The sequence below is a fragment of the Streptomyces sp. NPDC014861 genome (assembly GCF_043081625.1).
GTDB lineage: Bacteria > Actinomycetota > Actinomycetes > Streptomycetales > Streptomycetaceae > Streptomyces.
The window spans coordinates 191,768-206,231 of record NZ_JBIBWV010000001.1; the positions used below are offsets into that span (position 1 = coordinate 191,768).

Annotated in this window: 13 protein-coding genes and 1 pseudogene; 6 read left to right on the forward strand and 8 right to left on the reverse strand. The window is 72.1% G+C overall.

Annotation, left to right across the window (positions count from 1 at the left end; translation table 11 throughout):
• Positions 1-59: 59 nt before the first annotated feature.
• Positions 60-1,310, forward strand: coding sequence for a diaminobutyrate--2-oxoglutarate transaminase (gene ectB, locus ACF1BN_RS00690; RefSeq protein WP_392329408.1), 1,251 nt, complete (start codon positions 60-62; stop codon positions 1,308-1,310).
• Between the two features lie 154 nt (positions 1,311-1,464).
• Here ectB and ACF1BN_RS00695 read toward each other — a convergent pair.
• Positions 1,465-1,818: pseudogene (locus ACF1BN_RS00695) on the reverse strand (winged helix-turn-helix transcriptional regulator); the annotation flags it as partial.
• A gap of 101 nt (positions 1,819-1,919) precedes the next feature.
• On the opposite strand from ACF1BN_RS00695, the gene ACF1BN_RS00700 reads away from it, so the two are divergent.
• Both ACF1BN_RS00700 and ACF1BN_RS00705 read left to right on the forward strand, forming a co-directional pair.
• Entirely contained in the window at positions 1,920-3,131 is a 1,212-nt protein-coding gene (locus ACF1BN_RS00700; protein WP_392329409.1) for a pyridoxal phosphate-dependent aminotransferase, read from the forward strand.
• A 158-nt stretch (positions 3,132-3,289) separates the two neighbouring features.
• Positions 3,290-4,588: an acetyl-CoA carboxylase biotin carboxylase subunit family protein gene (locus ACF1BN_RS00705; protein WP_392329410.1), complete on the forward strand. Its 1,299-nt coding sequence runs from the start codon at positions 3,290-3,292 to the stop codon at positions 4,586-4,588.
• Between the two features lie 164 nt (positions 4,589-4,752).
• Here the strand turns inward: ACF1BN_RS00705 and ACF1BN_RS00710 are convergent, their stop codons facing one another.
• Positions 4,753-5,685: a peptidoglycan-binding protein gene (locus ACF1BN_RS00710; RefSeq protein ID WP_392329411.1), complete on the reverse strand. Its 933-nt coding sequence runs from the start codon at positions 5,683-5,685 to the stop codon at positions 4,753-4,755.
• 479 nt (positions 5,686-6,164) lie between these two features.
• On the opposite strand from ACF1BN_RS00710, the gene ACF1BN_RS00715 reads away from it, so the two are divergent.
• Positions 6,165-6,941, forward strand: coding sequence for an IclR family transcriptional regulator (locus ACF1BN_RS00715; RefSeq protein WP_392329412.1), 777 nt, complete (start codon positions 6,165-6,167; stop codon positions 6,939-6,941).
• Positions 6,942-7,013: 72 nt separating this feature from the next.
• Here ACF1BN_RS00715 and gap read toward each other — a convergent pair whose 3' ends face one another.
• Both gap and ACF1BN_RS00725 read right to left on the reverse strand, forming a co-directional pair.
• Positions 7,014-8,024: a type I glyceraldehyde-3-phosphate dehydrogenase gene (gap, locus tag ACF1BN_RS00720; protein ID WP_392329413.1), complete on the reverse strand. Its 1,011-nt coding sequence runs from the start codon at positions 8,022-8,024 to the stop codon at positions 7,014-7,016.
• Positions 8,025-8,144: 120 nt separating this feature from the next.
• Positions 8,145-9,065 (reverse strand): DMT family transporter, encoded by a 921-nt coding sequence (locus ACF1BN_RS00725; RefSeq protein WP_392329414.1) that lies wholly within the window; start codon positions 9,063-9,065, stop codon positions 8,145-8,147.
• A 99-nt stretch (positions 9,066-9,164) separates the two neighbouring features.
• On the opposite strand from ACF1BN_RS00725, the gene ACF1BN_RS00730 reads away from it, so the two are divergent.
• Complete coding sequence (locus tag ACF1BN_RS00730; RefSeq protein ID WP_392329415.1) at positions 9,165-9,698, forward strand: CGNR zinc finger domain-containing protein; 534 nt, start codon at positions 9,165-9,167, stop codon at positions 9,696-9,698.
• A gap of 18 nt (positions 9,699-9,716) precedes the next feature.
• Here ACF1BN_RS00730 and dhaL read toward each other — a convergent pair whose 3' ends face one another.
• Entirely contained in the window at positions 9,717-10,358 is a 642-nt protein-coding gene (gene dhaL, locus ACF1BN_RS00735) for a dihydroxyacetone kinase subunit DhaL (RefSeq protein ID WP_392329416.1), read from the reverse strand.
• 196 nt (positions 10,359-10,554) lie between these two features.
• On the opposite strand from dhaL, the gene ACF1BN_RS00740 reads away from it, so the two are divergent.
• Positions 10,555-11,283, forward strand: coding sequence for a LuxR family transcriptional regulator (locus ACF1BN_RS00740; protein ID WP_392329417.1), 729 nt, complete (start codon positions 10,555-10,557; stop codon positions 11,281-11,283).
• A gap of 49 nt (positions 11,284-11,332) precedes the next feature.
• On the opposite strand, the gene ACF1BN_RS00745 is transcribed toward ACF1BN_RS00740, so the two are convergent.
• The 3 genes from ACF1BN_RS00745 to ACF1BN_RS00755 are packed head-to-tail and all read right to left on the reverse strand — an operon-like array spanning position 11,333 to position 14,459.
• The gene (locus ACF1BN_RS00745; protein WP_392329418.1) at positions 11,333-12,673 is read right to left on the reverse strand and encodes a class II 3-deoxy-7-phosphoheptulonate synthase; all 1,341 of its coding nucleotides are present in this window, start codon (positions 12,671-12,673) and stop codon (positions 11,333-11,335) included.
• A 2-nt stretch (positions 12,674-12,675) separates the two neighbouring features.
• Complete coding sequence (locus ACF1BN_RS00750; RefSeq protein WP_392329419.1) at positions 12,676-13,866, reverse strand: pyridoxal phosphate-dependent aminotransferase; 1,191 nt, start codon at positions 13,864-13,866, stop codon at positions 12,676-12,678.
• Positions 13,863-14,459 carry a cysteine hydrolase family protein gene (locus tag ACF1BN_RS00755; RefSeq protein ID WP_392329420.1) on the reverse strand — a complete coding sequence of 199 codons (597 nt, stop codon included), beginning with the start codon at positions 14,457-14,459 and terminating at the stop codon, positions 13,863-13,865. The genes ACF1BN_RS00750 and ACF1BN_RS00755 overlap by 4 nt, the downstream gene beginning before the upstream one ends.
• Positions 14,460-14,464 lie beyond the last annotated feature (5 nt).

Below are 14,464 nucleotides of genomic sequence, written 5' to 3' on the forward strand. Positions count from 1 at the left end.
GGACTCCTCCTCTTCTCCGTACGGCTCCCTTTCCACCCCCCTCTCCGAGGAGACCCCTCATGAACGCCTTCTCCCTCGAATCCGAGGTCCGCAGCTACAGCCGGAACTGGCCCGTCGTCTTCGACCGGGCCCGGGGCAGCCGGATGACCGCCCGTGACGGGCGCGCGTACCTGGACTTCTTCGCGGGCGCGAGCGCCCTCAACTACGGCCACAACCACCCGGTGCTGAAGCGGGCGCTGCTCGACTACCTGGAGCGGGACGGGGTCACGCACAGCCTGGACATGCTGACGGCGGCGAAGGAGGAGTTCCTCGACGAGTTCGGCGCGCGGGTCCTCGCCCCCCGGCGGCTGGACTACAAGGTGCAGTTCCCCGGCCCGACGGGCACCAACAGCGTGGAGGCGGCGCTGAAACTGGCCCGGAAGGTGACCGGCCGCCAGACGGTCGTCGCCTTCACGGGCGGCTTCCACGGCATGTCTCTGGGCTCCCTGGCGGTGACCGGGAACGCCGCGAAGCGGGGCGGGGCGGGCGTGCCGCTCGGGCACACGTGGCGGCTCCCCTACGACGGCTTCGCCGACGGCGGGTTCTCCGGCCTGCGGCTGCTGGACGCCATGCTGGACGACAGCAGCAGCGGTCTCGACCTCCCCGCCGCCGTGATCGTGGAGACGGTGCAGGGCGAGGGGGGTGTGAAGCCGGCCGGTCACGCGTGGCTCGCGGACCTGGCTGAGCTGTGCGAGCGGCGGGGGATCCTGCTGATCGTGGACGACATCCAGATGGGGTGCGGGCGCACCGGCCCGTTCTTCAGCTTCGAGGCCGCCGGGGTGACCCCCGACATCGTCTGCCTGTCGAAGTCCCTGAGCGGGTACGGGCTGCCGATGGCGCTCACGCTCTTCCGCGCCGAGCTGGACGTGTGGCAGCCGGGCGAGCACAACGGCACCTTCCGCGGCAACAACCCGGCGTTCGTGACGGCGACGGCGGCACTGCGGGAGTTCTGGGCGGACAGCGCGCTGGAGAAGCAGACCGAGGTGCGGGGCGCGCTGTTCGAGGACCGGCTGGGGGAGCTCGCCGGCCGGTACGCGGCGCGGGTGTCCGCGCGGCGCGGGCGGGGCCTGGTGTGGGGCCTGGTCTTCCGGGAGGCGGCGCTCGCCCGCCGGGTCGCCGACGAGGCCTTCGCCCGCGGCCTCCTGGTGGAGACCTCGGGTTCGGACGACGAGGTGGTGAAGCTGCTGCCGCCGCTGACCGCCACCGACGAGGAGCTGGCGGAGGGCCTCGACATCCTGGATCAGGCGGTGGCGGCGGGCGTCGACGGCTGAGCCCCGGGACGAGCCGCGCCGGGGGTCACGGCCGCGCCGGTAGTCACGGTCGCGCCGGGGCTCACGGCCACACCGGGAGTCACGGCCGCGCCGCCGCGGCCGGCTCCTCCGCCGCGGCCCCGGTCGTCCCGCCGACCGGGCCGGTGGTGGTGGTGAACCAGTGGGTGCGGACCGCGTCCGTGGGGCGCGGGTCGCCGAGCGCGTCGAGGCCCCAGACGGCCAGGGCCTCGACGACCGGGCGGAGTTCCGCGCCGCGCGCCGTGAGCCGGTAGACGGTCGCGTTGGCGGGGCGCTCCAGGCGGCGGCGCTCGACCAGCTCCTCGCCCTCCAGCTGCTTGAGCCTGCTGGCGAGGATGTCGGTGGAGACGCCCGGGAGGTCGGCGTGGAGGTCGGTGTACCGCCGCGGGCCGTGCAGCAGTTCGCGGACGATCAGCAGGCTCCAGCGCTCTCCCACCGCGTCCAGGGCTCGGGCGACGGCGCAGTACTGGTCGTAGCTTCGGCGTGGCATGGTGGCCAGCATAGCCAAAGGGTTGGACTTTCCAAGTAGGAACTTGGTAGAACAAAGCAACCAAGGCGGCGCGGATGACGGTCACGGTCGGGAGGCCGCAGATGAATTTTCGACAGTCCAGCAAGCTGAAGGACGTGTGCTACGAGATCCGTGGCCCGGTCGTCGACCAGGCCAACGCCCTTGAGGAGGCGGGTCACAGCGTCCTGCGGCTGAACACCGGAAACCCGGCGCCGTTCGGCTTCGAGGTGCCGGAGGAGATCCTCCAGGACATCATCCGCAACCTGCCCAACGCGCACGGCTACAGCGACGCCCGGGGCATCCTGCCGGCCCGGCGCGCGGTCATGCAGTACTACCAGCAGCGCGGCGTCACGGGCGTGACCGTCGACGACGTCTACCTCGGCAACGGCGCCTCCGAGCTGATCCAGATGGCCGTGCAGGCGCTGGTGGACGACGGCGACGAGGTGCTCGTGCCGATGCCCGACTACCCGCTGTGGACCGCCGTGGTGCGGTTCGCCGGCGGCCGGGCCGTGCACTACCTGTGCGACGAGGAGGCGGACTGGTTCCCCGACCTCGACGACATCGCGTCGAAGATCACCGACCGCACCAAGGCCATCGTCGTCATCAACCCCAACAACCCGACGGGCGCGGTCTATTCGAAGGAGCTGCTGGAGGGCATCCTCGAACTCGCCCGCCGCCACGGCCTGATGGTGCTGGCCGACGAGATCTACGACAAGATCCTCTACGACGACACCGAGCACCACTGCCTGGCCGCGCTCGCCGACGACGTGCTGACGCTCACCTTCAACGGCCTGTCCAAGTCGTACCGCGTCGCCGGGTTCCGCAGCGGCTGGCTGGTCGTCTCCGGACCGAAGGAGCAGGCCGGCGACTACCTGGAGGGCCTGACCATGCTGGCCGGCATGCGGCTCTGCCCCAACGTACCGGCCCAGTACGCCGTCCAGGCCGCGCTCGGCGGACGCCAGTCCATCCACGACCTCACCCTGCCGACCGGCAGGCTCACCGAGCAGCGGGACGTGGCCTGGCGGGCGCTGAACGAGATCCCGGGCGTGAGCTGCGTCAAGCCCAAGGGCGCGCTGTACGCCTTCGCCAAACTCGACCCGGAGGTGCACAAGATCGTCGACGACGAGCGGCTCGTCCTCGACCTCCTGCTCCGCGAGAAGATCCACCTGGTCCAGGGCACCGGCTTCAACTGGCCCCGGCCTGACCACTTCCGCTTCGTCACCCTGCCGCGCGCCGACGACCTGGAGACCGCGATCAACCGCATCGGCCGCTTCCTCTCCACCTACCGCCAGTAGCGGTCAGGGAGCGAGCGTACGGTTCCGGCCAATTCCGCCGCCGGAACAGCCGATTGACGCATCGCCGGACCGCGGACGCCGCGGACGGGCAAGCTGGATCATGAAGAGACCGTTCCTCGCACCCGGCAGCCGTGGTGCACCCCACCGGAGGAGCTCCGTTGAACACCCAGAGCCAACGCCCGCCCGCCGTGATCGTCATGAGCGACCTGGCGGCCCTCGCCCGCCAGCACCGCCTGATCACCGACATCGCGGAGCGCGGGCTGGCGCCGCTGGTCGTCGTCGGCCCCACCACCGACCTGGCGAAGCTGACCGGACACATCGACGACCCGGCCCACCCGCTCTCCCGGATCCAGGCCGTCCGCCAGTTCCCCGACGCCGCGATCGCCGGCGTCCTCGCCTCCGTGCAGGACTGGATCGCCACGTACGACATACGCGGGATCATCTGCAGCGGCGAGGTCTTCGTCGACCCGTGCGGCGTCCTCTCCGAGGCGCTCGGCCTGCCGGGCCCCGGCGCCTGGGCGGCCCGCGTCTGCCGCGACAAGGTGATGCAGCGCGTCATCCTCCGCGACCACGGACCCTCCTGGCGCGCCTTCGCCCCCCACCAGCGGGACTCCGCCGCCGCCGACGCGTACCCCGCCGTCGTCAAGCCGGCCGGCCGGATGTTCAGCTCGGGCGTCGTCCGCGTCGAGAACGACGAGGAGCTGCGCGCCGCGCTCACCGCGTACGAGCCGGACGAGACGATCCTCGTGGAGGAGCTCGTCACCGGACCGGAGTTCTCCGTCGAAGCCCTCGTCCACAACGGGGAGTTGATCTGGAGCGGCGTCACCGCCAAGCTCACCAACGAGGACGACAGCCGCTTCTTCACCGAGATCGGCCACACCAGCCCCGCCGACCTGCCGCTCGCCCACACGGACGCGCTCGTCGCCGCCAACGCCGCGATCCTCAAGGCGCTGCGCTTCGACAGCGGCATCACCCACGCCGAGTTCCGGCTCCGCGACGGCCAGCCGGTCCTCATGGAGATCGCCGCGCGCCTCCCCGGCGACGCCATCACCATGATGTGGCACCTCGCCACCGGCCTGCCCATCGAGCCCGCCATCGTCGACCTCGCCCTGGGTGTGCGTCCCGACTACCCGACGCCGACCCGGCGGGCCGTGCAGCGCTTCGTCGAGCACACCCCCGGCCGGCTGACGGACGTCCGCTACGAGGGCGAGCCGGTCTCCTGGATCGTCGACGACGCCGTCTGGCCGTCCGTCGAGGCGACCACCCCCGACGCGCCGGCCCGCTGCGCCTCGGTCATGGTCGCACTCCCCCGCAACGCCCGCCTCGGCACGCTCGCCGACTCCTCCGGCCGCTCGGCCTACGTCGTGGCCGACCTGCCGTGGGACGCCGACCCGGTCACGGAGGTCCGCGCCTACCTCGACCGCGTCGCGCTGACCATCGAGCCCGACCCCGCCTGACCCGCCGCCGCGGCCGTCCCCCTCCCCGGGAAGCGCACCTCGGGGACGACCCCGGCCGCGGCGGAACAGCCGCGCGATCCCGACCGGCGACCGGCGAGCATGTCGTACCGCCGCCCTCGGCCTGATCGAGGAAGCGGCCCGCGAGACGGCCGGCCGACCTCCCGTCAGTCGCGCCGGCTGCCCCAGTCGCCCTCGTCGTCCTCGCCCTCACCCCAGCCTCCCCAGCCGCCGCCCCCGCCGCCGCGGCCGGTCTCGGCGTGCAGGGCCGCGCGGGTCAGCGGTCCGTACACGCCCCGCTCCTCCGGAATGTCGCGGGCTTCCTGGAAGCGGCTCAGGGCCGCCTCGAGGAATCCGCCGAACGTTCCGTCGGCGGAGCCGAGGTACAGGTGGAGCCGCTGGAGCCGTCGCTGGAGGTCCTCGACCTCGGGTCCGGTGCTGCCGACGCGGAGGACGCCCGGATCGGGACGCCCGGACGGCCGGGCGCTCGCGGTCGGCGAGGCCGGCGGACGGGTGGCGGGCGGCGCCGAGGTCCTCGCGGGGGCGGGAGGCCGGGCGGTCGAGGACGAGGCCGCCGGGGCGGCCGGCCCGACGGAGGACGGAGCAGCGGACGTCACCGGCGGAGGAGCGGAGCCGGTACGCGACGGGCCGGGGCCCGGCGACTCCACGCCCGGGGTCGCCGTACCGGTCCGCGCCCCGCCCTCGGCCGCCTCGGCCTTCGCCACCCCGGCCGGGTCCATCGCGTCCGTGGCCTCCGGGTGCGGGGTCTCCAGGTCCGGCGTCGCCGAGGGCGCCTCCGGCAGGTCGGGCATCGTGAGGGTCAGCTCGTCCGGACCCGCCCGGTCGAGACCGGAGGTGAGCCCGACCGCCAGCCCGATCCCCGCGGCGAGCGATCCGACGATGAGCAGCGGAAGGGAGGGACCGCCACCCCGCTTCTTCCGCCGGGACCCGTGGGCCCTCCTCGGCGGAGCCGGAGTGGCGTCGAAGAGCGCGAGGTCCTGCACCCGGGCCCCCGGGCCGGCGCCGTCGGGCCGGGCGACCTTGCCGAAGACGTCATGGTCCCGTGACGCGGGGCGTGACTCCGGTTCAGGATTGCGCATGCGAGTGCTCCAGAGGGGGCGAAGCGGCGGACGGTACAGCGAAACCGTGGAGAACCGGGGAGGTCGAGGAGACTTTGACCGGCACTCAAGGTAGCCGTCAACTACGCACAATCCGGCATGGAACGGGACAGTCGCGACGTAGATTCTTAAACAACTCTTAATAAGTGACGTACGCCACTTCATCGAATCCGATGCGGCGCCCCGGAGGTCAACTCGGCGCCGAGAGCGTGGAGATGACCCGGGCCCCCCGGTCGGCACCCACTCCCCCGCCCGGCCGTCGCGCCGTCGAGATGAGCCCGGTCGGCCGCTCCGGCGCCACCGCCTCCTCCGCCGCACCCCAGCCCTTCGCCGCCGCGGCCGGCGGGGCGCCGGATCCCGGCCCCGAAACCCTTCTCTCCTCTTGCGGAACAGGCCGTTCACCTTCAAGGACTGGTATATTCTTGAATATCATTCTGCAATAATGAATGCGGGTAAACTCCATGGTGCAGTCTGTTCAGCGCGCCGCGCGCATCCTCCAGGAGTTGGCGACAGCCGGCCCCCGTCTGGGCGTGACCGAGATCGCTGAGCGGATCGGCGTGACCAAACCGACCGTCCACGCCCTGCTGCGCACCCTGGAGGCCGAGGGGCTGGTCCGCCAGGAGAAGGAGACCAGCAAGTACCTCCTGGGTTCGACGCTGCTCCGCCTCGGCAACTCCTACCTGGAGACCCAGGAGTTGCGGTCCCGCACCCTCTCGTGGGCCGACGGCCTGGCCGGGCGCACCGGGGAGGCCGTGTGGGTGGCCGTGCTCGACGGCAGGCACGTCCTGATCGTGCACCACGCCTTCCGACGCGGCAGCGGAGTGCAGATCCTCGAACTCGGCGCCACCATCCCCTGGAACACCTGCGCGCTCGGCAAGGCCATGGTCGCCTTCCTGCCGAAGCAGGAACAGGAGGAGCTGCTCGGGGGTGAGCTCGTGACGCTGACCGGGCAGAGCGTGGTGGACCCCGAGATCCTCGCGGGCCACCTGGAGGAGATCCGGCGGCTCGGCTACGCGCAGGAGGACCAGGAGAGCGCGCTGGGCGAAGCCGGCATCGCCTCACCGGTGTTCGAGCGCCATGGGCGCGTGGCGGGCGCCATCGGTGTCGTCGGTTCGGTCGAGCGGCTCCTCACCGAGGAGTCCCGGCAGCAACACGCCGTGGCCGTACGGGAGGTCGCGACCCTGCTCTCCCGCGAGCTGGGCGCCGGCCGGGGCGTCGCCTGGCACACCTCCGGCTGAACCCCGCCGCCCCGGGCGGCCGCGGGGCCGCTCGGGGCGGGAGGTTCGGTGGCCGCGGTCCCGCGGCGGGACTCAGGCGCCGGCGCCGAGCAGCCGCGCGACGTCGATCAGCCGGTGGGAGAAGCCGGACTCGTTGTCGTACCAGCCGAAGACCTTCACGTGGCGGCCGTCGCCGGTCACGGTCGTCAGCTGGGAGTCGAAGACGCAGGACGCCGGATCGCCGACGATGTCGGACGAGACGAGCGGCGCGTCCGTGTAGCGCAGCACCCCGGCGAGCGGTCCGGCCGCGGCCTCGGCGAAGAGGGCGTTGACCTCGTCGACGGTGGTGGGCCGCGCCAGGTACACGGACAGGTCGGTCAGCGAGCCGACCGGTACGGGGACGCGCAGCGACAGGCCGTCGAGCCGGCCGTTCAGCTCGGGCAGGACGAGGCCGATAGCCTTGGCGGCGCCGGTCGAGGTGGGGACGACGTTGATCGCGGCCGAGCGGGCGCGGCGGGGGTCCCGGTGCGGGCCGTCCTGGAGGTTCTGGTCCTGGGTGTAGGCGTGCACGGTGGTCATCAGCCCGTGCTCCACGCCGAGTCCGTCGTGCAGCACCTTGGCGAGCGGCGCCAGACAGTTCGTCGTGCACGACGCGTTCGAGACGACGTGGTGGCGCGCCGGGTCGTAGCCGTCGTGGTTGATGCCGTAGGCGAGGGTGATGTCCTCGTTCGACGCGGGGGCCGAGATGAGGACCTTCCGCGCTCCCGCCTCCAGGTGGACGGCGGCCTTCCGGCCGTCCGTGAAGACACCGGTGGACTCCACCACGACGTCGACACCGAGCTCGCCCCAGGGCAGCCTGCCCGGGTCCCGCTCCGCGTGGACCGCGATCTTGCGGCCGTCGATCACGAGGTGGTCCCCGTCGACCTCGACGGTCGCGTCGAGACGGCCCATGGTGCTGTCGTACGCGAGCAGGTGCGCGAGGGTCGCCGCGTCGGTGAGGTCGTTGACCGCGACCACCTCCAGGTCGGTCCCCCGCGACAGCACGGCGCGCAGGAAGCCCCGGCCGATGCGGCCGAAGCCGTTGATGGCGATCTTGATGCTCATGCCTCTGTCTCTTCTCTGTCGGAAGGGATCCCGGGTCCGCCGGTACGGATCCCGAGTCCGCCGGTACGGATCCCGTGTCCGTCGGTACGGATCCCGTGCGGGCGCGCGTGACGGAGTCGTCTACTTGCGCGCGACGAGCAGGACGCCGACGCCCCCCAGCAGCAGGCCGACGATCGCGGAGAAGCCGAGCGTCTGGCCGATCACCAGCCAGGCGAGGAGGGCCGTGACGGCCGGGGTGAGGAAGAAGAGCGTGCCCACCCGGCTGGCGGCCTGCTTCTTGAGCATGAAGTTGAGGAGCAGGAAGGTGCCCACCGAGTTGACCAGGACGATCCACGCCAGCGAGCCGCCGAAGGCGCCCCAGTCGGACACCTTCGGGTCCTCGAAGACCAGGGTCATCACGCCCATCACCGGTGCGCCGGCGAGGAAGTGCACCGCCGTACCGCTGCGGACGTCCACGCCCTGCGCGAAGCGCTTCTGGTAGACCGTGCCCACGCTCAGGCCGAGCAGCCCGACGAAGGACAGCACGATGGCGGTGGCGGAGAAGTCCAGCGCGCCGGCGACCGCGAGCGCGACGCCCGCACCGCCCACGGCGAAGCCGAACCACTGCCTCCCCGTGATCCGCTCGCCGAGGAACGCGCCGGCCAGCAGGGCGATCAGGATCGGGTTGAAGCCCTGGATCAGCGCGACGACGCCGCCCGGCAGGCCCTCGCCGATCGCGGTGTAGAAGGCGCCGAACTGCACGGCCTGCATCAGCAGGCCGGTGACGATGGCGTGCAGGAGCAACCGCCCCCTGGGCCAGGGCGACTTGCTCACCACCGCGATCAGTGCCAGGAGGACGCCGGCGACCGCGAAGCGGGAGAACGTCAGGAGGAGGGGCGGTGCCGCGTCGGTGCCGATCACCGCCGCGATGAAGGCGCTGCTCCACAGCAGCACGAAGGCGGCGGGGATCACGGCGCCGGTCCAGATCGGCGGGGCGGAGGCCGGCGGCTCCTCGGGCACTGTCTCGGCGGCCGTGGCGGGTTTCGGATCGGCACCTTGCATCGAAGAGCTGGCCTCTCACTGAGAAGTAACCGGTTCAATAGGTTACTCGGGACGGTACAAGGGTCCCGAGTAACCCGTCAACACGGTTACTCTTGAGGCATGACCTTCGCCTTCGTCAGCGGCAGCGTGGCCCTGGACTTCGTCGGAACCGTGCAGAGCCGGCGGGACGCCCCGCTCGACCTGCTCACGACGGCACCCCGCCTCTCCGAGTGGGCCGCGGCGTCGGGCTTGGTCGACACCCCCGCGCCCGCGACCCCGGCCGACCTGGCCTCGGCGGTCCGCCTGCGCGAGGCGGTCTACGCACTCGCGCTCGCCTCCGCCGCCGGCTCCCCTCTCCCTCCCGAGGAGTGCGCCACGGTCAACGAGGCCGCTCTGCCCGATCCACCGCGTCCCGAACTGCGCCCCGACGGGACGGTGCTGCGCCACGGCGCCATCGAGGCGGTCCTGTCGGAGGTGGCCCGCGACGCGATCCGGCTGCTGACCGAGACGCCGCGGCTGGTCAAGGAGTGCGCGGCGCCGCGCTGCACGCGCCTCTACGTCGACCGGTCCCATCGCGGCTCGCGACGCTGGTGCGACATGACCCGGTGCGGCAATCGCGCCAAGGCCGCGCTCCACCGCTCCCGGACCGGCTGAGCGCACGCCCCGGCACGGTCAGGCGCACACCCGGACGGACGACATCACCTCGGCCAGGGCGCGGAAGAGCAGTTCCGTGGAGACGGCCCCGGGGTCCTGGTAGCCGACGCTGCGGTGGCCGAGATAGGAGGCGCGACCCTTGCGCGCCCGCAGCGGGATCGTGGACTCGGCACCGACCCGCGCCGCCGAAGCCGCGGCGGCGACCGCCAGCGGCAGACTCCCGGTGGTGACACAGGAGTTGTGGAACGCCGCAAGGGCCGGCGCGAAGGCGTCCACCATGGTCTTGTCCCCCGGCGCCGCGGCCCCCAGCTTGATGATGACCTCGAGCCCGGCGCCGAGCGCGTTCCCGAGCTGCCGGGCGTCGGGCCCGGAGGAGGCCAGCTCGCCTCCCATGGCCTGGAAGGCCCTGCCATACAGCACTCCGGAGGCGCCGCCCACCCGCGTCAGGAGAAGCGCTCCGGCGACGCTCAGCACACCCCCCGCCGAGTCCGGTAAGTCGCCCTCGTCGAGCCAGCGGCAGACGTCGGAGAGCCCACGGTCCATGTTCACCCCGTGATCGCCGTCGCCGATGGCGGAGTCGAGGACGGTGAGGCGACCTCTGTTGTCACGCATCACTCTCGCGAAGGACCGGAGCCAGTCTCGAGCCAGTGCGACATCCACTCGCGTTCCCTTCCATCGCGACAACGGGGGACGAGCGTGATCGATCGTAGGAGGTCCTACAGACGAGGACAACGAGCGACCGAAGCCTGGACACCTCTCTTCATGTTTCCAAATCGTGTTCAGCATTGCTGAATCAGATTCAGAAAGCTAGGCTCGTATCCCGTCCAGATCGCACACTTATCCGAAGGACGCACACATGTCTCTGGAGCGGGAACTCCTCGGCGCCGGCCATGCCGACGACGGCCGGGTTCGAGTACTGGTGGCGGACCACGACCCGATTTCGAGACACGTCCTCACGAGCGTCCTGCGCAAGGTCCCCGATCTCGACGTGACGGGCAGTGTGAGCGATCAACAGCCGCTGGACCGCTGGCCGTTAGACCGGGTGGACGTGGTGGTGCTGGTCTCCGCCCCGCACGACGACACGGCACGGGCGGTGCGCTTCCTGGAGTCGCGGCAGGTGCGCGTCCTCCTCGTCGGCACCTCCTGGACCAAGCGCGGGCTCGACGCCGCCTTCGCGGCCGGCGCCACGGGCTGCCTGGTGAAGACCATCGACATCGCCGGCCTGTCGGCCGCCGTCCGCGCGGTCGCGTCCGGGCACACCGTGCTCTCACCGGAACTGCGCGCCCTCTACGCCCCGCCGGCGGCCGTCGCGCCGGACGCGCGGACGCCCGGGCCCGGGACGCCGCTGCACACGCTGACGTCACGGGAGCGGGAGGTGCTGGGAAGCCTCGCCTCCGGCATGTCGACGGCCGAGACGGCGGCCCGGCTCCACGTGTCGCCGGCCACCGTCAAGAGCCACGTCTCGCACGCCCTGACCAAGCTCGGCGCCCGCAACCGGCTCGAAGCCGTCCTGCTGTTCCAGCGCTCCTCCGACCCCGTGACCGAGCCGGCGCGGAGCGGACGCGAGACGACCCTGGCGAGGTGACGCCCTCGCCAGGGCCGCTCCGCGCGTCCTCCGGGCTCCCGCCCGGGCCTCACACGCCCCGGTACATCTCCGCGACGAGGAACGCCAGATCCAGCGACTGCCCGCGGTTCAACCGCGGGTCGCAAGCCGTCTCGTAGCGCCGGTGGAGGTGGTCCACGAGGACCTCGTCGCCGCCTCCCACGCACTCGGTCACGTCGCTGCCGGTCAGCTCGACATGGATGCCGCCCGGATGCGTGCCCAACTCCCGGTGCACCTCGAAGAACCCCCTGACCTCGTCCAGCACCGCCGCGAAGTCGCGGGTCTTGTGACCGCTGGGCGCCTCGAAGGTGTTGCCGTGCATCGGGTCGCAGATCCAGGCGATCCGGGCACCGCTCGCGGTGACCTTCTCCACCAGGCCGGGCAGCAGATCGCGGACCTTCTCCGCGCCCATCCGCGTGATGAAGCTCAGCCGCCCCGGCTCCCGGTCCGGATCCAGCCGGTCGATCAGCGCCAGCACCTCGTCCGCCGTGACGCCCGGACCGAGCTTGACCCCGAGCGGATTGCGGATCATGGACGCGAACTCGACGTGCGCGCCGTCCAGTCGGCGGGTCCGCTCACCGATCCAGACCATGTGGGCGGAGGTGTCGTAGAGCCCGCCGCCCCGCGAGTCCCGCCGGGTCAGCGCGGCCTCGTAGTCCAGGATGAGCGCCTCGTGGCTGGAGTAGAACTCGACGTCGTCGAACTCTCCGGGGTGGACCCCGCACGCCTTCATGAAGTCCAGCGCGCGGTCGATCTCCCGGGCCAGCCTCTCGTACCGCTCGCCGCCCGGCGACAGGGCGACGAAGTCCCGGTTCCAGGCGTGCACCTGGTCCAGGGCCGCGTATCCCCCCGTCGTGAAGGAGCGCACCAGGTTGAGCGTGGCGGCGGACACCTCGTACACGCGCCGCAGCCGCTCGGGGTCCGGGACGCGCGCCTCGGGCGTGAAGGCGAGGCCGTTGACGGCGTCGCCGCGGTAGGCCGGCAGGGTCAGACCGCCGCGGGTCTCGGTGTCCTTGGAGCGCGGCTTGGCGTACTGCCCGGCGATCCGGCCGACCTTGACCACCGGTACCGATCCGCCGTACGTGAGCACGACGGCCATCTGCAGCAGCGTCTTGAGGGTGTCGCGGATCGCGTCGGCGGAGACGGCGTCGAAGGTCTCCGCGCAGTCGCCGCCCTGGAGCAGGAACGCCTCCCCCCTGGCGACGGCCGCCATGCGGTGGCGGAGCTGGTCGCACTCGCCGGCGAAGACGAGCGGGACGGCGGTCGACAGGTCCGCCAGGACGGAGTCCAGGGCCTCGCGGTCCGGCCAGACGGGCTGCTGGTCGGCGGGCTTGTTCCCGAGGGCGTGGAGGACGGTCTCGTGGTCGCTCATGGTCAGCGTGCTCCCTCGGTGCGGAGGGCGGCCGTGATGCGCTCGACCGCTGTCGTCAGGATGTCGAGTGGTGCCGCGAAGGAGAGCCGGACGTGCCGCTCGGCGCTGGGCCCGAAGGCGCTTCCCGGTGTGACGACGACCCCGGCGTGCTCGATCAGCCAGGCGGCGCACTCCTGCCCCGACCCGAGGCCCAGGCCGGAGATGTCCGGCAGGGCGTAGAAGGCTCCCTCGGGGTCGTCGCAGGTGACGCCCGGGATCTTGTTCAGCGCGCCGACGAGGAAGCGGCGGCGGGCGTCGTAGCTCGCCACCATGTCGTCGACGCAGGGGCGGGACGCCTCGCCGAGCGCCGCCAGTGCCCCGCGCTGGACGAAGGAGGAGGCGCAGCCGACGGTGTGCTCCTGGACCTTCACGACCTCCCGCATCACGGCCGTGGGACCCGCCACGTAGCCGAGCCTCCAGCCGGTCATGGCGTAGCTCTTGGAGAAGCCGTTGACGGTGAGGGTGCGCTCCCGGCAGTCCGGTCGGGCGGCCAGGCTGCGGTGGGTCCGGCCGCCGTACCGGATGTGCTCGTAGATCTCGTCGGCGAGCACGACGAGGTCGTGCCGGTCGGCGACGCGTGCGAGGGCGTCGGCCTCGTCGGCGGTGAGCATCCGGCCCGTCGGGTTGTTCGGCGTGTTCACCAGGACGGCCCGGGTGCGCGGGGTGACCGCCTCGGTCAACTGCTCGGCGGTGAGGGTGAATCCGCTTCGCGGATCGAGCGGGACGTCGACCGCGCGTCCCCCGAGGAGCGTGATCATCGGGGCGTAGCTGACCCAGGCGGGTGAGGGCACCAGCACCTCGTCGCCGGGCGCGATGACGCCGGCGAGGGCGATGAACATGCCGTGCTTGGCCGAGGGGGTGACGATGATGTCGGTCCCGGGGTCGGCCTCGATGCCGTTGTCGGTGTGGAGTTTGGCGGCGATCGCCTCGCGCAGCTCCGGGATCCCCCGGCTCGGCGTGTAGTGCGTGAAGCCGTCGCGCAGCGCCTCGACGGCCGGCTCGACCACGTGGTCGGGTGTCGCGAAGTCGGGTTCGCCCCCGCTGAGGTTCAGCACGTCGAGGCCGAGCGCCCGCCGGCGCTGCACCTCGTCGAGGAGGGCCACGGTCGGGGACCGGCCGATGGAGGCCGCGACCGGAGCGGGCCTGGTGCTCATGCGGCGGCCCTCTCCGTGCGGGGCAGCGCCTCGTCGACCCGGGTGACGACGGCGGTGCGCGCGAGCATGTGCCGCGCCGCCTCCTGGAGCGTCTCGTCACCGGTGGCCGTCGCGTCCTCCAGGACCTTGACGGCGAAGTCGCGGTCGTGCGCGTCGCGGGCGGTGGTGAGCACCACCAGGTCGGTGGCGACGCCGGTCAGCAGCAGGGTGTCGATCTTCCGGGCCCTGAGCAGGAGTTCGAGGTTGGTGCCGTAGAACGGGCTGACCCGCTGCTTGACGATGATGTCCTCGCCCGGTTCGGGCGTCAGCCGCTCGTGGACCCGGGTGCCCCAGCTGCCGAGGGTGAAGCGGTGCTCCGGGTCGGCCGGTCCGAAGAGGGACGACTCGCCGGGCCAGTCGTCGTAGTGGCGGCTGTAGCCGAGCACCACGTAGATGACGGGTGTGCCGTCGGCGCGGGCGCGGGCGATCGCCTCGGCGGTGCGGTCGATGACGCCGCGCTCGGCCACCTGGCGGCGGCACACGTGGGCGTAGTGGCCGTCGGGGTGGACCAACTCGTTGATCATGTCGAGGACGAGCAGTGCCTGCCGTGACATCTTCC

Bases quoted from the DNA above. Each gene is read 5' to 3' on its own strand.
- ectB (WP_392329408.1), top strand. From the start codon at position 60: ATGAACGCCTTCTCCCTCGAATCCGAGGTCCGCAGCTACAGCCGGAAC.
- ACF1BN_RS00700 (WP_392329409.1), top strand. From the start codon at position 1,920: ATGAATTTTCGACAGTCCAGCAAGCTGAAGGACGTGTGCTACGAGATC.
- ACF1BN_RS00710 (WP_392329411.1), bottom strand. From the start codon at position 5,685: ATGCGCAATCCTGAACCGGAGTCACGCCCCGCGTCACGGGACCATGAC.
- ACF1BN_RS00715 (WP_392329412.1), top strand. From the start codon at position 6,165: ATGGTGCAGTCTGTTCAGCGCGCCGCGCGCATCCTCCAGGAGTTGGCG.
- gap (WP_392329413.1), bottom strand. From the start codon at position 8,024: ATGAGCATCAAGATCGCCATCAACGGCTTCGGCCGCATCGGCCGGGGC.
- ACF1BN_RS00725 (WP_392329414.1), bottom strand. From the start codon at position 9,065: ATGCAAGGTGCCGATCCGAAACCCGCCACGGCCGCCGAGACAGTGCCC.
- ACF1BN_RS00730 (WP_392329415.1), top strand. From the start codon at position 9,165: ATGACCTTCGCCTTCGTCAGCGGCAGCGTGGCCCTGGACTTCGTCGGA.
- ACF1BN_RS00740 (WP_392329417.1), top strand. From the start codon at position 10,555: ATGTCTCTGGAGCGGGAACTCCTCGGCGCCGGCCATGCCGACGACGGC.
- ACF1BN_RS00745 (WP_392329418.1), bottom strand. From the start codon at position 12,673: ATGAGCGACCACGAGACCGTCCTCCACGCCCTCGGGAACAAGCCCGCC.
- ACF1BN_RS00750 (WP_392329419.1), bottom strand. From the start codon at position 13,866: ATGAGCACCAGGCCCGCTCCGGTCGCGGCCTCCATCGGCCGGTCCCCG.
- ACF1BN_RS00755 (WP_392329420.1), bottom strand. From the start codon at position 14,459: ATGTCACGGCAGGCACTGCTCGTCCTCGACATGATCAACGAGTTGGTC.